This window comes from Streptomyces sp. CB01881 (assembly GCF_002953255.1).
GTDB lineage: Bacteria > Actinomycetota > Actinomycetes > Streptomycetales > Streptomycetaceae > Kitasatospora.
Genome location: NZ_CP026498.1, coordinates 9427245 through 9448096, shown reverse-complemented (window position 1 = coordinate 9448096; position 20852 = coordinate 9427245). Strand labels below are relative to the sequence as shown.

Sequence of the window (20852 nt, the reverse complement as noted above, 5' to 3'; positions counted from 1 at the left end):
GCGTCATGCCTTGATCAGCCCGGCGCCGTGCAGGGCGTCGGCCGCGGCGGCGACGGTGTCGAACGCCAGCCCGGACCGCTCGACGACGTCCAGCAGACTGTGCTCGCCGTCGGAGAGGCTGAGCACCCAGAGCATGGCCAGCTGTGCCTGCTTGGCGTCGCTGCGGCCGCCGAGCGAGTCGTACAACCCGCGCCGGCCCAGCTGCGGTTCGCCGTACGGGCTGAGGTTGAGGTACCGCCGGTTGCGGTCCAGGACGGCGAACGCCTCGCGGCAGACCGCGAGGGTGTCCGCCATCGCCTCCGGGGAGACGAAGTCCGGATTGTCCGCCGAGGTGTGGTACTCGGGGTACCCGGCGTACGGGGTGCGGCTGAGCGAGCCGACGCCGAGGTCGAACCCGGGCGAGCAGTACTGCCGCTCGTCGTAGCCGTACGGCGTGAACCCGGTGACGTGGTGCGGTCGTTCGGTTGCGCGCAGGACGTGCCGCAGAACCCGGTCGATCTCCGCGTCGCCGCGCCTGCTCTGCTTGTACGTCAGCCGCCCCCGGTCGCCGGCGCAGGCCAGCACCAGCCCGTGCTTGACCCGTTCCACCCGCTCCGCGTTGCGGGCCAGCCAGGTGATCGCCCCGATGGTGCCGGGCGCGAAGATGAACCGGTAGGTGTAGTAGGGCGACCGCTGCGCCAGCTCGCGCGCCAGGAACGTCGCCACCGCGACGCCCGCCAGGTTGTCGTTGGCCAGCGACGGGTGGCAGACGTGGCAGGAGACGATCACCTCGTCGGTGACCTGCCCGGGGACGACGTGCTCGGCGTAGGTGAGGTGGCCGTCCGCGAGCGTGGAGTCGATGCGCACCTCGTACTCGCCGTCCGGCATCGCGTCCAAGGTCTCCTGGGCCAGGCAGAACCCCCATTCCGGCGTGTAGTAGCTGGTGCGGTAGGGCACCCAGGTCGGGTGGTCGGGCAGGGTGTGCAGGTGTCCCCGCAGCTCGGCCAGCGGCATCGTCGCCGCCACCGGGACGCTGTAGCCGAGCACGTGCAGGCTGGACGCGGCGAAGTCGACGACCCGGCGGCCGGCGGTGTCGGCGATGTACGCGTCCCGGATGTTCCACTCCTGCGGCACCGTCCAGTCGAGCACCCGCGTCCCGGTCGGCACCTCGTGCACCTGCAGTGGGACGTACTCGCCGACGATGTCCAGGGTGGCGCGCACGCCGTCGCCGGTGATGCTCCGGCAGAGCGGGTACAGCCGCTCCACCAGCGCGTGCATCCGGCCGCCCACCGTGGTCATCGGCGCCACCGCAGGGTGTCGTCGACGGTGCCGGCCCCGGACGCCGCGCGCAGCACGGCCAGCCGGGTGAAGCGCTGCTCGAAGTCCTCCCGGGTGAGGCCGAACTCGCGGTAGGCCTCGGCGAGTTCGAGTGCGCCCCGCTGGACCGTCCACTCGCACTCGAAGTCGGGGACCGCGGCCCGGAAACGGGAGAAGTCCACCCGGTAGGAGCGGGGGTCGGCGCCGGCCTCCCCGGTGATCCGCACCTTCGAGCCCTCCACCGCCTCGGCGACCAGCTCGGCGATCTCGGCGACGGTGACGTTGTTGGTCTCGCTGCCGATGTTGAACGCCTCGTCGTGCACCGCCTCGCGCGGCGCGACCAGCGCGGCGGCGAAGGCCCGGGCGATGTCGACGGCGTGCACCAGCGGGCGCCAGGGGGTGCCGTCGGAGAGCACCAGCACCTCGCCGGACAGCAGCGCGTGGCCCACCAGGTTGTTCAGCACGATGTCGGCGCGCAGCCGGGGCGAGAAGCCGAAGGCGGTGGCGTTGCGCATGAACACCGGGCTGAAGTCGCCGTCGGCCAGGTCGTGCAGGTCGTCCTCCACCCGCACCTTGGACTCCGCGTACGGCGTCACCGGGCGCAGCGGGGCGTTCTCGGCCACCAGCTCGTCGCCGCCGGCGGCGCCGTAGACCGAGCAGGTCGACGCGTACAGGAAGCGCCGCACCCCGGCGTCCCGGGCCAGTTCGGCCAGCCGCACGGAGGCGTGGTGGTTGATGTCGTAGGTGAGGTCCGGCGCCAGCGAGCCCAGCGGGTCGTTGGACAGCGCGGCCAGGTGGATCACGGCGTCCACCCCGGCCACGTGGTCGGCCGTGACGTCGCGCAGGTCCACCCGGTGCCCCGGCGGGTCGGCGGGCGTCGGGCCGAGGACGCAGTCCGCGAACAGGCCGGCGTCCAGCCCGACGACGTCGTGCCCGGCGGCCGCGAGGACCGGGGCCATCACGGTGCCCAGGTAGCCCTGGTGTCCGGTCAGCAGTACGCGCATGGGTCATTCCCCCAGGTTGAGAGTGCCGAGATCGAGTGTGAGTTTGGTGACGGCGAACGCCTCGGCGTAGCGCTCGTGGCATTCGATGCCGCGGATCCGCGCCAGCCCGAGGAAGGCCTCCCGGTCGTACCAGGGCCGGTGCCGCTGCGAGGGGTAGTGCTCCTGCAACAGCCGCACCTTCTCCTCGGCGACCTCCGGGGACAGCGGCTGGTACGCCGTCGGACGGCCGAGGTCGCCGTCCCACTTGACGATCTCGTAGCCGAGCACGAGGTGGTCGCGGAAGGCGGTGGTCACCAGCTGCGCCAGTCCGCGGTGGTCCTGGTGCGCGTCCTCGGTGCGCGGTGCGAGGACCAGCTCCGGCTCGGTGCGCCCGCGCAGCTCCTCGACCGAGGCCTTGGCCTCGTCCCAGTGCGCGGGCAGCCGGCCGTCCGGCAGCTTGAGCACGGTCAGGCGCAGGTCGGCATCCGGGCAGAAGGCGGCGAGCGCGTCCCGCTCCTCCTGCTCCCGCTCGCCGCCACCGCCGGAGAGCACCAGCGCGTCGACCCGCAGGCCCGGCCGCGCGAGGCACATCGTCAGCAGCGTGCCGCCGGCGCCGATGGCGATGTCGTCGCAGTGCGCCCCCACCGCGACGATCCGCTCCGGGCGCCCGGCCCCGAGCCGGATCACGCGGTCCCCGCCGCGGCTCCGGCCCGGCTTCCGGGCACCCGCGCCCCCGGGCCGCCGCGCTCCCACACGGCCCACGGGCGGTCGCCCCGGGCGTAGGCGGCGTCGAGCGCGGCCCGCTCCTTCACGGTGTCGGTCGGCTTCCAGAAGCCACGGTGCCGGTGCGCCACCAGCCGGCCGCGCTTGGCCAGCCCGGCGCACCCGTCGGCGACCAGGTCCCCGTTCTCCGGTATGTGGTCGAAGACCTCCTGGCGGAGCACGAAGTAGCCGCCGTTCTCCCACAGCGGCATTTCGCTGACCGCGGTGATGCCCCCCACCAGGCCGTCCTCGCCCAGGTCCACGCAGTGGAACGACTGCTGCGGCGGCACCACCATCATCGACGCACCGGCGTCGCGCTGGGCGAACCGGTCGATCATCTCCGGCAGCGGGGCGTCGGTGAGCACGTCGGCGTAGTTGGCGAGGAACATCTCGTCGCCGTCCAGGTGGTGGCGCACCCGGCGCAGCCGCTCCCCGATCGGCGAATCGATGCCGGTCTGCGCGAAGGTGATCGTCCAGGAGGCGATGTCGGTGGACAGCAGCTCCGTCCGGCCCCGGCGCAGCACGAAGTCGTTGGAGGTCGTCTCCTCGTAGTTGAGGAAGAAGTCCTTGATGTGGTGGGCGCCGTAGCCGAGGCAGAGGATGAACTCGGTGTGCCCGTAGTAGGCGTAGTAGCGCATCACGTGCCAGATCAGCGGCCGCGGGCCGACCATCGCCATCGGCTTGGGCACGTCGTCGGAGGCTCCGCTGCGCATGCGCAGCCCGTAACCGCCGCAGAACAGGACGACCTTCACGGCTTGACCTCGACAATGCTGAGTTCCGGGATGGGGAAGACCAGCCGGCCGCCCCACTCGTGCACGAAGGACAACTGCTCGACCAGCTCGGCCCGCAGGTTCCACGGCAGGACGAGGACGTAGTCCGGCCGGTCGACGGCGATCTGCTCGGGCGCCAGGATCGGGATCCGGGTGCCCGGGGTGAACCTGCCGTGCTTGTAGGGGTTCCGGTCGACGGTGTACGGGAGCAGGTCGGGCCGGATGCCGCAGTGGTTGAGCAGGGTGTTGCCCTTGCCCGGGGCGCCGTAGCCGACGACCGTCTCACCGCGCTCGGCCGCGTCGACGAGGAAGCGCAGGAGGTCCCGGCGCACCTTGGCCACCCGGGCGGAGAACTCGGTGTACCCGGAGAGCTCCTGCAGCCCGGCGGCCTTCTCCCGGTCCAGCACCTCGGCCACCCGCCGGCCCGGCTCGCCGGCCACCTCGGCCGGCCGGGCCCACAGCCGGATGGAGCCGCCGTGCGTGGGCAGCAGCTCGACGTCCACCAGGGTGAGTCCGCCGCTCGCCAGCGCCCGGGTCGCGGAGGCGACCGTGTAGTACTGGAAGTGCTCGTGGTAGATGGTGTCGTACTGGTTCTCCTCGATCAGGGTGAGCAGGTGCTGCACCTCGATGGAGACCCAGCCGTCGTCGGCCACCAGGGCGCGCAGCCCCCGGGTGAACCCGACCACGTCGGGGATGTGCGCGTACACGTTGTTGGCGACGACCAGGTCGGCCGGGCCGTGCTCGGCGCGGACGTCCGCGCCGGTGGCCGGGTCGAGGAAGGCGGTGAGCGTGGGCACGCCCTTCTCCCGCGCGGCCGCACCGACGTTGACCGACGGTTCGATGCCCAGGCAGCGGATCCCCCGCTCCACCACGTGCCCGAGCAGGTAGCCGTCGTTGCTCGCGACCTCGACCACGAAGGCCTCGGAGCCCAGGCCGAGCCGCCGGACGGCGCCGTCGACGAAGGTGCGCGCGTGGTCCACCCAGGAGGTCGAGTACGAGGAGAAGTACGCGTACTGGGTGAACGTCTCCTCCGGCGTGATCAGCGGCGGGATCTGTGCCAGCCAGCAGTCGGTGCAGACCCGCAGGTGCAGCGGGTAGGCCGGCTCGGGCCGGTCCAGCTGGTCCGCGGCGAGGAAGCTCTCGCACGGCGGGGTCGCCCCCAGGTCGACGACGCTCCCCATCGCCGTCGAACCGCAGAGTCGGCATCGTGTCATCTACTGCCCCCATTCCTGCCCGCGCGGGGTGCCCCCGAGCGAGCCAGCGTTTCCGTTCCCTGTCGGCGGCGCGCCGTCCGCGCCGCCGGACCGCCCCGCGATCACGGTGCGGTACTCCTCCACCAGGCGCTCCAGGCCGACGGCCGGGCTGAAGGCCCGCTCGTAGTGGCGCCGGGCCGTGCGGCCCATCTCCTGGTTGCCGGCCGGGTCGGCCGTGATCCGGCGCAGGCAGTCCGCGAGCGAGGCCTCCTCGCCCGGCCGGTGCAGCAGCCCGGTCACCCCGTCCTCGACCAGCTCGACGAAGGCGCCGTGACCGGCGGCGACGGCCGGGACCCCGGCCGCCATGGCCTCCGCGACCACCAGGCCGAAGGTCTCCGGGGCCAGCGAGGGCGCCACCACGGCCACCGCGCGGGCGACCGTCTCCCGGCACCGGGCCGGGTCGTACAGGCCGACGTAGCGCACGTCGTCGCGGCCGGCCGCCCAGGCCGTCACCTCGGCCTCCAGCGGCCCGGCGCCGGCCACCACGAGCGGCACGCCCACCCCGCCGCCCGCCGCGAGCCCGTCCCAGGCGGCCATCAGCAGCCGCACGCCCTTGGGCTCCGCGAGCCGGCCGAGGAACAGCAGGTGCTCGCCGGCGCCCGTACGGCGGGTGCCCGGCTCGGGCACGAAGTTGTGCTTCACCACCAGTCGTTCGGCCGGCATGCCGGAGCGGGCCAGGACGTCGCGCTGCGCCGCCGAGATGCAGAAGAACCGGTCCACCCCGGACCACCACCGCCGCCGGTTGACCGACAGGCTGACCGCGAGCGGCACCGTCGCCAGCCGGGAGTTGCGGTAGCAGCCGTGCCGGACGGCGGGCAGCGCGACCTTCGACCCGACGCACTCGCTGCACGCCCGGCCGTCCCGGTGCAGGGTGCCGGGCGGGCAGACCTGGGTGTAGTTGTGCAGCGTGGCGACGACGGGCACGCCGGCGTCGGCGCAGGCGGCGAGCACCGCCGGCGACAGCAGCGGGAAGACGTTGTGGACGTGCACCACGTCCGGCCGCTCGCGGCGCAGCCGGGCGGTGAGCTCCGTGCGGACCGCCGGGTTCCACGGCACCAGGAGCGGCACCGCGACCTTCCCCGGCAGGGACCGGCCGGCGATGGAGTCGCTGCGCCGCTCGAACACGTCGACCCGGTGGCCGGCCGCGCGCAGCAGCCCCACCTCTTCGTCGACGACCCGGTTCTCCCCGCTCGGCTGCGCCGAGGAGTAGCGGTTGTGCACCACGAGGACGTGCACGGTCAGTTCACCTCCCGTTTCCGGTCCCGGCGCGGGTTGCGCCGTCGCGGGACCACGAGCGTCGTCAGGGGCGTCGCCTCGGCGGGCGTGGCGAGCAGCGAGGCGGCCAGCGCCAGGTGCAGCAGATACGGTGAGGCGTCGCCGAGTCCGGCCTCGGTGTACGAGGAGATCGCGACGTAGCTGATCAGGAAGATCGCGCAGGCCCGCTCCAGCGAGGGTGGGCGCAGCAGGGCGACGCCGCCCAGCACGATGAGGATCGCGGCCACCAGGGCGATACCGACCAGGCCCTGCTCGTTGTAGACGGCCAGCCAGCTGTTGTCGATCGGCAGTCCGCCGAAGGACTTGTCGCCCAGACCGATGCCGAAGGCCTCTTCGGGGATGGTCCGGGGCTGGGTGAGCAGGGCGTCCCAGACCTTGGCCCGGCCGGTGAGGTTGGAGAAGTTCTCCTTGCTCTGCCCGCGCATGAACCAGGTCTGCAGCGCGGAGGCGAACGCCACCGCGGCCACCGTGGAGCACACCAGCGCCCGGGTGAAGAACCGGCGGGCGGCGGCGCTGGTCAGGACGAGCGAGCAGATCGCCAGCGCCAGGCCGGCGAGCAGGCCGATCGTGGCCGTCCGGGTGTGGGTCATGGCGAGCAGGACGAAGGTCGGCACGATGATCATCGCCGCGCTCCGGCCGGTGGTCCGGCGGCCCAGCAGGAGCAGCACGGTCAGCCCGATGATCACCGCGGAGTACTGGCCGATCTGCGGCGGGGTGAGCGGCCACAGGGCGCCGACCAGCCGACCGCCGTAGTACTCGGGCATGGCCGTGCCCGGGGAGATGACCAGACCGGCGGCGACCGACCAGAGCACCGCGTAGTACATCCGGATGTGGGTCCGGACGAACGTGAGGCTGCCGTCCCACCAGCGGCTGATCAGCCAGAGCGTGCCGACGAAGATGGCCAGCCGGGTGCAACGGAACAGCGCCCCGAGCCCCACCTCCAGCTTCAGGCTGGAGATCAGGCTCGGCACCAGCAGCAGGGTGAGCAGGAACAGGAAGGCGCCGGCCCGGATGCGCAGCCGGAGGTTGAGCAGGAGCGCCAGCGCGAACGCGGAGACCAGCGCGCCCATGGTGGCCATCTGGATGAGGGAGCGGGGCAGCCGGACGATGGTCTTCGCCCCGGCGGAGCCGAGCGTGTTGAGGCCCAGCAGCGCCCAGACGATCCAGACGGCCTTCGGCGTGGCCTCGGCGCGCGGTGCGGTGCCGGGCCGCGCGGTCGTCGCGTCCGGTCCGTCCGTCGGCCCGCCCCGCACCGGGGTCCCGCCCATCTCAACCACCGGCCCGTGCGGCGAAGGTGCTGCCCGCGTCCTGCCGGTACGGCAGGCCCTGCCACTGCCCGGGGTCGAGTGGCCGGCCCGGGTCGTCGGCGACGAAGAGCCATGGTCCGGTGTAGACGTTGTCGTGCCAGCGGTTGTCCTGTTTGAGGGTGATCGCCTCGGACACCCGCTTGCCCAGGTACGGGGACCAGTCCGGGTAGGTGCCGTAGTTGGAGAGCACCGCCATCCGGCCGCACTCCACCGTGCACTTGACCACGGTCGTGTCGAGGGCGAAGCGGTTGTCGTGGATGTCCACCCGCTGGGTCTTCCAGCGGCAGTCGGCGTACAGCGGTGCGGTGTCGATGGCCGGCTTCGCGCAGCGCCGGGTGTCTTTCACCAGCAGGGTGCAGTAGCCGGTCGAGGTGTTGGCCGGGCTGTTGCAGAACCGGTCGGCGTTCTCCCACAGGGTGATCCCGGACCAGTTGTCCTCCAGCAGGTTCCGGTAGATCTCCAGCTTGTCCGTGCGGGCCGGGATCCGGGGTTCGCCGCCGGCCTCCGACACGTAGACGGCCGCGTGCGGGAAGTCGTCGCCGTCGGCGGCGTGCCGGCGGCCGTCGACCCAGTTGTTCCGCCGGATCGTGTTGTTGCGGACCACCGCGTTGTAGCTGGTCTCGTACATCAGCGCGGAGCCGTCGTTGGCCTCCAGCACGTTGTCCTCGATGAGGAAGTCGTTGTTGTCGTTGTCCGCCCACAGCCCGGTGCCGCGGTTGTCGTGCACCCAGTTGCCGCGGATGTCGGCGCCGTTGACGGCCCAGAACTTGATGCCCCCGCTGCAGCCGCAGCCCGGCTGCCGCCGCTCCCAGTCGTCGGTGTTGTTGCCCACGACCTCGTTGCCCTCGACCACCAGGCCCTTGATGGTGTCGCCGGTCTTGTAGGCGTTCATCCCGTACTGGCCGTTGTCGCGCAGGCAGCTGGCGCGGACCTGCTGGCGGGCGCCGGCCATCAGCCCGGCGCCGGAGTTGCCCTGGATCGTCGTGTGCTCGATCACCCACCCGTCGGCCATGTCGTGGTTGACCACGCCCTCGTCGTGCGGCGCGACGAAGCCCTGCACGGTCAGGTAGCGGATGGTGACGTCGGGGGAGGTGCCGCTGAACGCGTAGTTGTTGGTCTTCCGGCCGTCGAGCACCGCGCCCGGCGCGCCGAGGTAGGTGTTCCCCTCCTTGGTCATGACCTGGGCGTAGCGGTCCGGTTCGAGGGTGTGCTTGCCCGGGGCCAGCCAGAACGTGGTGTGCGGGGGGCTGTTCCTGGTCTTCACGGCCAGGTCGTCGACCACCGCGGGGTCGACCGTCACCGCGCCCGCCGGCGCGCTGGCCGGCCCGGCCGCGGGCTCGGCGCACACCCGTGCCACGGCCACCGGTGCGGCCACCGGTGCGGACGGCTGGGCGGTCGGCTCCGCCGGGGAGTCCGACCCGCCCGTACAGCCGGTCGCCACCAGCAGGGCGAGCGTCAGCACCGCCGCCGACGCCCACCGGTGCCGTCCGGTGATCCCCATCCGCCCCATCCGTCCCATCCGCCCCGTCACCCCCCGTCCCACTAGCCGCGGAACCCGAGCACGGTGGTGAACCCCTGCGCGCCGTCCGTGAAGCCGGTGCCGACCAGCGTGGTGGCCGGTACCTTGCGTCCGAAGCCGGCGGAGTACCAGCCCAGCGGCGGTCCGGTCTCGCCGCGGTGCGCCCGCCAGGTCAGCTGCCCGGGCAGGTCGAGCACCGCGGAGCGGTCCTCACCGTCCCCGGTCCAGGTCAGCACGGCCCGGTTGCCCGTCAGGTCCGCGGTGACCGCCGGGCCGAGGTGGAAGGCCAGCCGTACCGCGCGGCGCGGGCCGCGCACCTCGTCGACCACCCGCAGCTCCCGGCTCGCGGCGGTCAGCTCCACCCGGCGGCGGTGCACCGACTGCTGGTAGCCGTCGTGCTCGGCGCACCAGCGGGCCACCCCCTCGGCGGAGGTGTCCGCGACCAGGACCCGGCTGCGGGCGTGCCGGGTCCACAGGAACGGGCCGCCGGAGGTGGACTGGTCCTCGCCGTCCAGCTCCAGGGTGTTGTGGCCCAGCGTCGACCGGAAGTACCGTCGCCACTCGGGCTGCCCGTGGTAGCAGTACGTCCCCGGGTCGGCGAGCACGTCGACCCCGTCCTGCCGCACCTCCAGGGACAAGGCGTCCGCGTGGGCGTGCGCGGCGATGGACAGGAACCCGTGCGGACCGCCGTCGCAGCGGCACCAGATCCCGTCCGGGCCGCGCAGGACGGTCATCCCGGCGTCGGCGAAGTGGGCCCGCCGGCGCGCCGGGCGGGTCACGGTCCCGTCCTTCCCGTACGGCCGCAGGAGCGCGGCCAGCAGCGGGGTGCGCACATCGGTGCCGGTCACCTCCGGCCACCAGGCGAGTCGGCCGAACACGGCCTCCCCGGTGGCCAGCAGCGAGGCCCAGCGGTCGGTGCCCGCGCCGTCCACGACCAGCCCGTGCCCGTCGTCCGCGTCGCCCTGGCGCGGCGGCCGCAGCCGGTCGTCCACGACGGCCGCGAGCGCGTCGGTCATCCGCAGCAGGACCAGCCGGACCGTCCTGGGGACGGGTACGGCGGCGGCGTCCGCCTCGGCCACCGCGGCCAGGCCGAGCTCCAGGACCAGCCCGTGGTACTCGCCGGCCAGTTCGCGGTTGAGGCCGGACGGGAAGGTGTTGCCGCGCAGGTTCCGTTCCAGCGACCGCAGCGCGCCCGTGCGCCAGCGCGCGGAGGAGGGGAACCAGCCGAAGGCGCAGGCCGCGGCGAACTGCCCGGCCGCCTCGGCGATGACGTGGTTGTTTGCCGAGGACCCCCGGCTGGGGAAGGCGGCCAGCCAGCGCTGGTGGTGCCAGATCTGGTCCAGCGCCACCGGGTTGCCCTCGAACAGTCCCGCCGCGCCCGGCCAGCCGTCGAGCAGCCGGCGGATCCACACCCAGGACAGCAGCCGGATGCCCAGCTCGATGCCGCTGATCCAGTGCACGCCGCGCAGCGGCGGGTTGGCCGCCCACCAGGACCGCAGGTGCTCGGCGACCCGCTCGGCGTACCGCTCGTTCCCGGTGACCGCGTACGCGGCGGCGAGCACGGTCAGGTACTGGTGCCGGGACGGCTCCCAGATCTGCTTGATGTCCCCGACCGCGTCCTCGTCGCGGTAGGGCACGTCGAAGGCGTAACCGGCCGGGGCCCGGCGCCCGGTCTTCGGGTCGCGCCACCAGTCCGGGGCGGCCAGGTCGTCACGGACCACCCCGAAGAACTCGGCGTGCCCGTCCATCAGCCGGTCCGCCGCGGCGACCAGCCGTTTCGCGGCGTCCGCCGGCACCGCGGCGATCGCCCCGGCGGGCAGCACGGCGGTGAACCGGGCGCCGGACACGACCGGGCGCCGCGGCGCCACCGTCCGCCACCGCCGCCTGCGCACCGCGTCGCCCACCCGGCCGCCGACCTCCCGCGGCCCCATCCGGGACAGCCGCCGCAGGTACCAGCCCGCGCTCATGGTCATCGCGGCCTCGCCAGGGTCACCGGCGCGCCGCCGGTCAGGGCGGCCTGCACGGCCAGGGTCGCCGCCGTGGTGGCGACCAGCGACTCCAGCGGCACCGGCATCGGCCCGCCGGTCCGCACGGCCCTGACGAACGCGGCCAGTTCGGCGGACTGGCCCTTGTCCCGGGCCTTGGGCAGCCGGGAACTGACCCACCGCTTGGGGCCGTGCACCGAGGCGCGGACGAAGTCGTCGAGCTTCAGCACCTTGCCGTCCGCGACGAGGTCCAGCGTCTCCTTGGGGAAGCCGGGCGCGCCGGTGGTGACGTAGCTGATGGTGGCGGTGGAGTCGTCCGGGTAGCGCAGCACCACCTGGAGGTCCTCGTTGCCGGACGAGGCGACCGCGTACACCGAGACCGGGTCGGCATCCAGCAGCCAGCTCGCCGTGTCGATGAAGTGCCCGCCCTCGCCGGCGAACCGGGTGCCCTCGGTGCCCTGCCGCAGGTACCAGCTGCCGTGCTGCAGCCGGCCCGCGTTCACCAGGTAGCGCAGGCTCGCCGGACCGGTCCGGACGCCGAGCCGGCTCTTCGCCTCCCGCAGCAGCGGTGCGAACCGGCGGTTGAAGCCCACCTGCAGGCGGTCGTTGCCGGACTCCTCCACCGCCGCCAGCACACCGGCCAGTTCGTCCTCGGTGAGGGCCAGCGGCTTCTCCACGAACACCGTCTTGCCGGCCAGCAGCGCCTGCCGGGTCAGTTCGGCGTGCGAGCTGTGCCGGGTGACCACGAAGACCGCGTCGACGGACGGGTCCCCGAGCACGGCGTCGAGGTCGGTGGTCGCCCGGGCGAAGCCGAACTTGCGCCGGGCGTTGGCCGCGGACAGCGCCGTGGTGGTGACGACCGTGGACAGCGTGACGCCCTCGCGCTGCGCCAGGTGCGGCAGCAGCATCGAGCTCGCGTAGTTCCCGGCGCCGACGAACGCCAGCCGCACCGGCGCGCCGACGGGCCGGGCCGGGGTGGACCCCGTGCCGCGGCGCACCGCGGGCACCGCCACCACCGGGGCCTCCACGGCGTGCTCCGACTCCTCCCCCGTGGGCCCGGGGTAGCGGAACAGCACGGCCACGGCCTTCAGTTCGCCGTCCTTCAGCCGCCGGTACGTCTCGACGGCGTCCTCGAACTCGGCCATGTGGGAGACCAGCGGCTCCACGTCGACGCGGCCGCGGGCGAGGAGATCGAGGAAGCAGGCCAGGTTGCGGCGCTCGGTCCAGCGCACGTAGCCGATCGGGTAGTCCCGCCCGTCCAGCTCGTACTCCGGGTCGTAGCGCCCGGGGCCGTACGAGCGGGAGAACCGGACGTCCAGCTCCTTCTCGTAGTACGCGTTCCACGGCAGGTCCAGGCGGCACTTGCCGATGTCGACGACCCGGCCGCGGTCCCGGGCCAGGTGGGCGGCCAGCTCGACCGGCTGGTTGCTGCCGCCGCCGGCGGCCAGGTACACCTGGTCCACACCGTGACCGCCGGTCAGCTCGGCGACGGCGCCCTCCAGGGCCGAGGAGCCGGGGTCGCCGCAGGCCACGGCGCCCAGCCGCTCGGCGAGCGCGCAGCGCGTCGGGTCGGGGTCGGCCCCGACGACCCGCACCCCCGCGGCGGCGAGGAGCTGCACCACCAGCTGCCCGATCAGCCCGAGGCCGATGACCAGCGCCACCTCGCCCAGCTGCGGCTCGCCCTGGCGCACCCCCTGCAGCGCGATCGACCCGACGGTGCCGAAGGCCGCGTGCCGCGGCGCGAGGCCGTCCGGCACCGGGGTGTAGAGGTTCTTCGGCACCCAGTTCAGCTCGGCGTGCAACGCGTGCTCGTTGCCGGCGCAGGCCACCAGGTCGCCGACCTTCACGTCGTCGACCCCGGCGCCGACCTGCTCGACCACCCCGCACAGCGAATAGCCCAGCGGCGTGTAGGAGTCCAGCTTGCCCATCACCTTGCGGTAGGTGGCGGGCAGCCCGTTGGTGGCCACGCTCTGCATGACCTTGGCCACCTGGTCCGGCCGGGAACGGGCCTTGCCCAGCATCGACATGCCGGCCTCGGACACCTTCATGAGCTCGGTCCCGGTGGATATCAGCGAGTAGGCGGTGCGGACCAGCACACCGCCCGGCTTGCACCCCGGCACGGGTACGTCGAGCACCGCCAGCTCGCCGCTCTTGTAGTTCTGCACGACCTGCTTCACCGAAGTCCCCTGCTCTCTACGCCGTCTTGCTCGTCACGCCGTCTTGTCCGCCACGCCGTCCGGTCCGCTTCGCCGTCACGTGAGCCCACGCCGTCGGGCGGGCCCCGCGCCGTCAGGAAGGTGCCGCGGTCGCGCCGGAGGTCGCGCCGCGGTACCAGTACTCGAGGGTCAGCACGTGCCAGAGGTGTTTGGAGAAGTCCTGCTGCCCGGCGGCGTCCTCGGCGACCAGCCGGGCCAGTGCGTCGCGGCGCAGGAACCCGGACCGGACGAGCTCGCCGTCGTTGATCACCTCGCGCACCAGCGGTGCCAGGTCCCGGCTCATCCAGGCCCGCAGCGGGGCGCTGAACAGGCCCTTGGGCCGGTACACGATCTCCCGGGGCAGGACCGAGGTGGCCGCCTCCTTGAGGACGGCCTTGCCCTGCCGTCCCACGATCTTGCGGTTGCCGGGCACCGAGAACGCCGCCCGGACCACCTCGACGTCCACGTACGGCACCCGCACCTCGGTCGACGCGGCCATGCTCGACCGGTCGGTGTACGCGAGGTTCAGGCCCGGCAGGAACATCCGGGCGTCGCCCAGGCACATCCGGTTGACGAAGTCGTCCAGGTCGTTGTCCCGGTAGACGTCCGCGTGCTCGGTCAGCACGTCCTGGACCGTCCCGGCCAGGTCCGGATCGACCAGGGCGAGCAGTTCCTCCCGGTCGTACATGGTGTAGCTGCGCCGGAACGCCGTCTCCTCCGGCAGGTCGGCGAAGGAGAGGAACCGCTTCGCGAACCGCACCGACCGGAACCCCCGCCGGGCCGAGGCGACCGGCAACCGGTCCACGGCCGCGGACAGGCCGCGCCGCAGCGGCCGGGGGACGCGCTGGTAGCGCAGCGCCAACTGGTTGGCCAGGTGCTTGCGGTAGCCGGCGAACAGCTCGTCGGCGCCCATCCCCGAGAGCATCACCTTGACCCCGGCCTCCCGGGCGGCCGAGCAGATCAGGAAGGTGTTGATCGCGGCCGGGTCGCCGATCGGCTCGTCCAGGTGGTACGTCATCCGCGGCAGCAGGTCGAGCACGTCCGGGGCGATCTCGATCTCGTGCAGGTCGACGCCGAACCGCTCGGCCACCTGCCGGGCGTAGCGCAGGTCGTCCGGCATCGCCTCGAACCTGGCGTCCTCGGCGCGGAAGCCGATCGTGTAGGCGGAGATCCCGGGGTGGTCGCGGGCCGCCAGCGCCGTCAGGTAGCTGGAGTCCAGCCCGCCGGAGAGGAAGGTCGCCACGGGGACGTCGGAGAGCAGGTGACGCCGCGTCGACTCCTCGACGACGGCGGCGATGTCCGGCAGTTCGCCGGCCCGGGCCCGCTCCCGGCCCTCGGCGGCGACCTCCCGCAGGTGCCAGAACCGGCCGCGCTCCACCCGCCCGTCGGGCCTGCACCGCAGCCAGCTGCCCGGCGGCAGCTTCTCCGCCCCGCGGAACGCGCACCGCGAGTCCGGCACCCAGTAGTACAGCAGGGAGGCCACCATCGCCGCGTGGTCCACCTCCAGCGTCCCGCCGGTGGCGGCGGCCAGCGCCTTGAGCTCGGAGGCGAACACCAGACCCTCGCCGCGCCGGAGCAGGAACAGCGGCTTGATGCCGAGCTGGTCGCGGACGAGCACCAGCTCGCCGGTCCGCTCGTCGAAGATCCCGAACGCGAACATGCCGCGCAGCCGGGGCAGGCAGTCCGTGCCCCAGCGCCGCCAGGCCTCCAGCAGCACCTCGGTGTCGGAGGTGCCGCGGAAGCGCACCCCGGCGGCCGAGAGTTCGGCCCGCAGCTCGGGCGCGTTGTACAGCTCGCCGTTGTACGTCAGGACGAGGCCGTCCGAGACCATCGGCTGGGCGCCGGTCCCGGACAGGTCGATGACGGCCAGCCGGCGGTGCCCCAGGTGCACTTCGCCGTCACCGACCGGGTGACCGTAGCGGCCCGACCCGTCCGGACCGCGGTGGGCGAGGGTGTCGGTGAGCAGGTCGGTCACGACCTTCCCGTCCGGCCATCGGTACGCGCCTGCGATGCCACACATGTCCTACCTCGCCTCCTGGTCGCTGTCCGGGACCCGTGCGGTCCACATCGGTCGTCGCTCCGTCCGCCGCCGGCCGGTGCCGTTCTGCCGGGCCGGCGACCCGCTGCGGCCGCGCGCCGGGGCGGGCGGCCCGTCCCAGAGCGTGCCGTCGGTGCGGTCCCGCGGATCGGGGTCGATCAGCACCACGCCGATCACCGCGATGTCCTGGTCGGCGAGTTGCCGCGCCACGGTGTGCAGCCACGCGGTGTTCCCGTGCCCGGCCCGCACCACGAGCACCGTCCGGGTGCCGAGGTACCGCAGGTCGGTCCAGGCCGTGCCGGGCGCCACCGAGCCCACGCCGAGCCGGCGCTCCGCACCCGCAGGGGCCGGCGCGGACTCGCCGCCGACCACGGCCGGGTCCCCCGGCTGCGGGCGGCGCCTGGCGAGCTGCGGGCCGGGCAGACCGTCGACGACGACCACCGGCCCCTCCTCCCCGAGGGCCCGGCCGAGGTCCAGGGCGATCTCGCTCGTACTGCCCGCGCAGCCCAGTTCGAGCAGCGACACCGCCTCCGCGGAGCCGCGCACCGTCCGGGCCAGGGTCGTGGTCAGCCTCGTCCGGGCCACCCGGGCCCGCCGGCCCTGCAACCGTCCGGCCGGCCCGCGCGGCCGTCGGCGGAACTCCGCGACGACCGAGGCGCCGAGGTTGGCCGCGATGTCCCGGCGCAGCACCGGGCGGTCCGCCACCACCGTGCCGACCGCGGCCCACGCCAGCCCGACGACGAGCCCGAGGACCAGCCCGATCGCGGCGTCGGTGGCGGCGGTCACGGGCAGGGACTTGCGGACCACGTGCGGGGCGTCGACGATCTGGGTGCCGGCGACGAGCCGGGGCGTGCCGACCCGCGCGGCGGCGGCGCGCTGGCCGAACTCGGTGATCCGCGAGGTGAGGTCGGCCCGGCTGGAGTAGAGCGACTCCAGGCTCGCCGAGGCCTTCGGCCCGTTCTGCTGCGCGCCGTCCCCGATCGCCTGGTTGATCTGGGCGAGCTCCTCCCGCATCCGGCCCTGCTGGTCGAGCAGGGCCTTGGCCTCGGCGTCCGCGGCTTCCTGGATCCGCCGCACGTGGTCCGCGACGAAGGCGTCGGCCAGCGCCTTGGCCCGGGCCACCGCCTCCGCGTCGCTGCGGCCCGTCACGTCGATCTCCAGGAGGTTGTTGGTCAGGCCGAGGCCCGTGTAGGCCTTCATGAAGTCCTCGGGCTTGTCCGGGGCGCCGAGGGCCTGCAGGGCCTTGCCGGCGATCGCCGTGGTCTGCAGCACGGCCACGTCGGTGCGGATCAGCGTTCCGGAGTCGTTCGGCTGGTCCCCCTCGTGCGCGACCAGCAGCTTGACCACCGCGCTCGGCGGCGGCGGCATCAGGACGGCCACCGCCGCGCCCAGCAGCAGCCCGACCAGCGCGAGGGAGCACCAGAGGCGGCGGCGCCTGCGCACCGCGGCCACCAGTTGTTGCAGGTCCAGGAGCGGAGCGGCGGCCGGCGACTCCGACGTCGTACTCGTCGTCACCCCGACGCTCTCCTCGTGTCGTCGCCGCCCACCGGCACCGGCACCCGCTCGGCGGCGTCCGGACGGGGGTCGGCGGAGCGGTTCGGACGGGCCCGGACCAGGCCGGCGACGACCACGCCGACGACCTCGTGCCCGGCCTCCGCGCACGCCTCGGCGATGCCGGCCAGCTCGGCCGCGGTCCGGCTGCCCGCGCCGAGCACCACCAGCGCACCGGACTCGTCCTCGCGGTCGGGCACCAGCGGCCGGTCCACCGACACCTCCACCACCCGCAGCGCGGGCTCGCCGCCCGCCTCGGCGACGAGCTGCCCGGCTGCCCGGTGGGCGAGCCGGTCCCCGCCGGGGACGACGACCAGCAGGCGACGGGGGGTCGGCAGCCGGTCCCGGAGCCGGGCGCACACCCGCCGGTAGCGGGCCTGCCGGTCGGCCTCGTCGCCGCAGGCGTGCGGGGCCGGCACGTCCCACCGGACGTCGAGGCCCAGCAGCCGGCGGACCAGGGCCTTCGGACCGCGGTCCTCCGGCCGCCTCGCGGACCGTTCACCGGAGACGTCGACGGCACCGAGGAACACCGAGCGCAGCGCCGCGGCGATCTCCGGTTCGGTGCGCAGCCGACGGCTGGCCCGGGCGGCGCTGAGGTGGCCGATGACCCCGACCAGGAGGAACACCAGCGCCCCGCCGGCGACGAGCTGGGCCCTGGTCGGCGCGGCCTCGCCGGTCGGCCGGGCCGCCGAGCCCATGACGACCATGGTGCCCGCCTTGTTGGTGGCCGGGTCGGCCTGGTCCAGCTTCTTCATGGCGTCCTGCAGCGCGGTGCGCATCTTCACCAGCTCGGTGCGGGTCTGCACGGCGTCCACGCTCTGCCCCGGAGCGGCCGCGTCGGCCAGGTCGGTGATGCGGCGGCTGGCCTGCGCCACCAGCTGCCGCAGCGCCTCGGGCTGCGCCGCCTCGGGGTCGGTGCCGTCGCCCGCGATCCGGACCGCGAACGTGACGAACTGCCGGGCCACCTGGTCGGAGAGCTGCTGCGCGCGCTCCGGGGTCTCGGCCGTACCGGAGATCTTGATGATGTTCCCGTCCGCGGCCGTGGCGGTCACCCGGCCCCGCAGGTCGCTGCCGCTGACCCCGGCCCAGCCGAGCGTGGCGGCCACCCGGTCGATCACCACCGAACTGGTCGCGATCTCCGCCTGGGTGAGCAGCTCGCGGTCCTGCCACGCCCCCGGCAGCAGCACCGACGCCGACGTCGTGTACTGCGGCGGGAACAGCGCGGAGGCGCCGAAGCCGGAGAGCGCGCCCAGCACGGCGAGGACGGTGAGCAGCCGCCAGCGCCGGCGGAGGATCCGGCCGATGGTGGCCAGGCGTATCGTGTCCTCGCTCAACGGAGCGGCCTTCTCCCCGTCCGGTCCGGGCCGCCCGCCGCCCCCGGAGCCCGGTCCCGGCAGGCGGCTTCGTAGGCGGCGAGCAGCGACCGCTGGGAGTTCCGCCAGGCCAGCGGCCCGTTGATCCGCTCCTGGCCGACCTTGCCCATCAGGGCCCGCCTCTCCGGATCGTCCAGCAGCTGCGCGACGAGTTCGGCGAACCGGGTCTCGTCGTTGGCGGGCGCGTAGACGGCGGCGTCACCGGCGGAGACCCGCGCCTCGCGGAGGTCGAACGAGACGATCGGCCGGCCCATCACCATGTACTCCAGGACCTTGTTCATGGTCGACACGTCGTTGAGCGGATTGCGCGGGTCGGGGGAGAGGCACACGTCCGCGGTGGACAGGTACCGCACCAGGTCGGCGTCCGGAACGCGCCCGGTGAACTCCACCTGCTCCGAGAGCCCGAGCCGCCGGGACAGCTCGACCATCGCGTCGAAGGTGTCGCCGCCGCCGACGAACACCGCGTGCCAGTCGGTCCGCCCGACCTCGTCGCGCAGCTTCGCGAGGGCCCGCAGGGCGTAGTCGACGCCGTCCTGCGGCCCCATCACGCCGAGGTAGCACAGCAGATGGGGCTTGCCGCGCTTCAGCTCCGGCTCGGGCGGCACCGGCCGGAACCGCTCGGTGTCGGGCGCGCTGCGCACTACGAAGACGTCGTCCGGGCGCCGGCCGCCACGGCGCAGCGCGACGTCCCGGTAGCTCTCGTTCGTGGCCAGCACGACGTCCGCGGCCCGGTAGGTCAGCCGCTCCAGCGCGCACACGCCGCGGTAGAGCAGGTCCTCACCGCGGTCGAAGCGGGAGAGGTACAGCTCGGGCACCAGGTCGTGCTGGTCGAACACGAACCGGGCGCCGCGCCGCTTCAGCCACAGGGCCGGCAGGAACAGCAGGTCGGGCGGATTGCAGGCGTGGACCACGTCGACCGGGCCGACCCTGCGGGCCAGCCGGGCCGTGTGCCACAACGCCGATCCGTACTCCCGCAGGTAGCCGGCCGGCCCCCCGGTGGCCGCGCGCAACGGGTACCGGTGGATCCGCACCCCGTCGATCACCGCCTCCGGCTCCGTGTCCCGCTTGCTCCCCTGCGGGCAGATGACGTCCACCGTCCAGCCCGCGTCACGAAGCGTCGTGCACTCCTGCCACACCCGCCGGTCGAACGGCACCGACAGGTTCTCCACCAGGATCAGCGCGCGACGGCCCCGCCCGTCGCCGCCCGTCGCGTCACCAGGCAAGGCCCACGTACCCCGGTTCGGTCCGGCGCGCCTCGGCGTCGGGAAGGTGGACGAGGTCGACGATCACCGGGCCGTTGCCGTGGGGCAACGCCGACAGCACGTCCGGGTCCCTGGTCCCGACCACGCACACCTCGGCGTGGTCGAGCACCTCGTCGACGGACGTCGCGAGCAGCTGCGCGAGGTGCGGCAGCCTGGTCTCGATGTACTCGCGGTTCGCGCCGAGCAGCCGGGAGAGGTTCACGTTGGGGTCGTAGATCCGCAGGTCGTAGCCCTTGCCGAAGAGCCTCTCCGCCAGCTCGACGAGCGGGCTCTCGCGGAGGTCGTCGGTACCGGGCTTGAAGGACAGGCCGAACAGGCCCACCCGACGCCTGCCGGTGCGCTCGACCAACTCCACCGCGCGCTGCAGGTGTTCGTGGTTGGAGGGCAGCACGTGGGAGAGGATGGGCACCGCGACGTCGGCCTGCCGCGCCGCGTGGACCAGGCTGCGCAGGTCCTTGGGCAGGCAGGAGCCGCCGAAGGCGAAGCCGGGCCGCAGGTAGGCGGGGCTGATGTTCAGCTTGCGGTCGGCCAGGAACACGTCGATCACCTGGTGCGAGTCCACCCCGAGCGCCCGGCACACCGCACCCAGCTCGTTCGCGAAGCCGATCTTGAGGCCGTGGAACGCGTTGTCCGCGTACTTGATCGCCTCGGCCGTCGGGACCGGCACCCGGAACACCTCGCCGGGCAGTCCGTCGTACAGCGCCGCGACGACGTCGCCGCTCGCCGGGTCGAGCTCGCCGATGACGGTCTTGGGCGGGTCGAAGAAGTCCCGCACGCTGGTGCCCTCGCGCAGGAACTCCGGGTTGACCGCGACCCCGAAGTCCACCCCGGCCGTGCCGCCGGCGTACTTCTCCAGGATCGGTACCAGCAGGTTCAGGCAGGTGCCCGGGAGCATGGTGCTGCGGAACACGACGGTCTGCCGCCCACCCCGCTCGGCCACCGCGGCACCGATCTGCTCGGTGACCCGCTCCAGGTAGGTGGTGCACAGGCTGCCGTTGGGCTCCGACGGCGTGCCCACGCAGACCAGCGAAACCTCGCTGCCCATGATCGCCTCACGGACGTCGCCGGTGGCGCGCAACGCCCCGGACCGCACGACCTCGGCGATGAGCTCGCCGATCCGCTCCTCGACCACCGGGGCCCTGCCCTCGTTGACCAGGTCGACCTTCACCTGGTTCACGTCCACCCCGATGACCTCGTGGCCCAGGCTGGCCAGGCACGCGGCCGACACGCAGCCCACGTAGCCGAGCCCCAGGACACTGACCCTCATGATCCGTTCCTCCCCT

At 73.6% G+C, this 20852-nt stretch carries 15 protein-coding genes; all 15 read right to left on the bottom strand.

Annotated features, from left to right (window positions below; all coding sequences use genetic code 11):
- Nucleotides 1-3: 3 nt before the first annotated feature.
- On the bottom strand, nt 4-1287 hold the full coding sequence (locus tag C2142_RS30850) for a DUF4910 domain-containing protein (RefSeq protein ID WP_148646116.1): 1284 nt from the start codon (nt 1285-1287) through the stop codon (nt 4-6).
- The gene (locus C2142_RS30845) at nt 1275-2300 is read right to left on the bottom strand and encodes an SDR family oxidoreductase (protein ID WP_148646115.1); all 1026 of its coding nucleotides are present in this window, start codon (nt 2298-2300) and stop codon (nt 1275-1277) included. The genes C2142_RS30850 and C2142_RS30845 overlap by 13 nt, the downstream gene beginning before the upstream one ends.
- A 3-nt stretch (nt 2301-2303) precedes the next feature.
- Complete coding sequence (locus tag C2142_RS30840) at nt 2304-2966, bottom strand: PIG-L family deacetylase (RefSeq protein WP_148646114.1); 663 nt, start codon at nt 2964-2966, stop codon at nt 2304-2306.
- Nucleotides 2963-3793, bottom strand: coding sequence for a glucose-1-phosphate cytidylyltransferase (locus tag C2142_RS30835; RefSeq protein ID WP_148646113.1), 831 nt, complete (start codon nt 3791-3793; stop codon nt 2963-2965). Before C2142_RS30835 ends, C2142_RS30840 begins: the two co-directional genes overlap by 4 nt.
- On the bottom strand, nt 3790-5025 hold the full coding sequence (locus C2142_RS30830; protein WP_148646112.1) for a class I SAM-dependent methyltransferase: 1236 nt from the start codon (nt 5023-5025) through the stop codon (nt 3790-3792). Before C2142_RS30830 ends, C2142_RS30835 begins: the two co-directional genes overlap by 4 nt.
- Nucleotides 5026-6300, bottom strand: coding sequence for a glycosyltransferase family 4 protein (locus C2142_RS30825; RefSeq protein ID WP_148646111.1), 1275 nt, complete (start codon nt 6298-6300; stop codon nt 5026-5028).
- 2 nt (nt 6301-6302) lie between these two features.
- Nucleotides 6303-7607 (bottom strand): O-antigen ligase domain-containing protein, encoded by a 1305-nt coding sequence (locus C2142_RS30820; RefSeq protein WP_174315793.1) that lies wholly within the window; start codon nt 7605-7607, stop codon nt 6303-6305.
- A gap of 1 nt (nt 7608) precedes the next feature.
- A complete protein-coding gene (locus C2142_RS30815) occupies nt 7609-9147 on the bottom strand; it encodes a right-handed parallel beta-helix repeat-containing protein (RefSeq protein WP_148646109.1) in 1539 nt (512 codons plus the stop codon).
- Between the two features lie 41 nt (nt 9148-9188).
- Nucleotides 9189-11138, bottom strand: a complete 1950-nt coding sequence (locus C2142_RS30810) for an alginate lyase family protein (protein WP_148646108.1) — start codon at nt 11136-11138, stop codon at nt 9189-9191.
- The gene (locus C2142_RS30805) at nt 11135-13327 is read right to left on the bottom strand and encodes a bi-domain-containing oxidoreductase (protein WP_148646107.1); all 2193 of its coding nucleotides are present in this window, start codon (nt 13325-13327) and stop codon (nt 11135-11137) included. The genes C2142_RS30810 and C2142_RS30805 overlap by 4 nt, the downstream gene beginning before the upstream one ends.
- Before the next feature lie 112 nt (nt 13328-13439).
- On the bottom strand, nt 13440-15365 hold the full coding sequence (gene asnB / locus C2142_RS30800) for an asparagine synthase (glutamine-hydrolyzing) (RefSeq protein ID WP_148646106.1): 1926 nt from the start codon (nt 15363-15365) through the stop codon (nt 13440-13442).
- 3 nt (nt 15366-15368) lie between these two features.
- Nucleotides 15369-16898 (bottom strand): Wzz/FepE/Etk N-terminal domain-containing protein, encoded by a 1530-nt coding sequence (locus C2142_RS30795; RefSeq protein WP_148646105.1) that lies wholly within the window; start codon nt 16896-16898, stop codon nt 15369-15371.
- Entirely contained in the window at nt 16895-18268 is a 1374-nt protein-coding gene (locus C2142_RS30790; RefSeq protein ID WP_148646104.1) for a Wzz/FepE/Etk N-terminal domain-containing protein, read from the bottom strand. Before C2142_RS30790 ends, C2142_RS30795 begins: the two co-directional genes overlap by 4 nt.
- Nucleotides 18265-19530 (bottom strand): glycosyltransferase family 4 protein, encoded by a 1266-nt coding sequence (locus tag C2142_RS30785; RefSeq protein ID WP_148646103.1) that lies wholly within the window; start codon nt 19528-19530, stop codon nt 18265-18267. The genes C2142_RS30790 and C2142_RS30785 overlap by 4 nt, the downstream gene beginning before the upstream one ends.
- Complete coding sequence (locus tag C2142_RS30780) at nt 19520-20836, bottom strand: nucleotide sugar dehydrogenase (RefSeq protein ID WP_148646102.1); 1317 nt, start codon at nt 20834-20836, stop codon at nt 19520-19522. The genes C2142_RS30785 and C2142_RS30780 overlap by 11 nt, the downstream gene beginning before the upstream one ends.
- Nucleotides 20837-20852: the final 16 nt, after the last annotated feature.

Bases quoted from the DNA above. Each gene is read 5' to 3' on its own strand.
- C2142_RS30845 (WP_148646115.1), bottom strand. From the start codon at position 2,300: ATGCGCGTACTGCTGACCGGACACCAGGGCTACCTGGGCACCGTGATG.
- C2142_RS30830 (WP_148646112.1), bottom strand. From the start codon at position 5,025: ATGACACGATGCCGACTCTGCGGTTCGACGGCGATGGGGAGCGTCGTC.
- C2142_RS30820 (WP_174315793.1), bottom strand. From the start codon at position 7,607: ATGGGCGGGACCCCGGTGCGGGGCGGGCCGACGGACGGACCGGACGCG.
- C2142_RS30815 (WP_148646109.1), bottom strand. From the start codon at position 9,147: ATGGGGATCACCGGACGGCACCGGTGGGCGTCGGCGGCGGTGCTGACG.
- C2142_RS30810 (WP_148646108.1), bottom strand. From the start codon at position 11,138: ATGACCATGAGCGCGGGCTGGTACCTGCGGCGGCTGTCCCGGATGGGG.
- asnB (WP_148646106.1), bottom strand. From the start codon at position 15,365: ATGTGTGGCATCGCAGGCGCGTACCGATGGCCGGACGGGAAGGTCGTG.
- C2142_RS30780 (WP_148646102.1), bottom strand. From the start codon at position 20,836: ATGAGGGTCAGTGTCCTGGGGCTCGGCTACGTGGGCTGCGTGTCGGCC.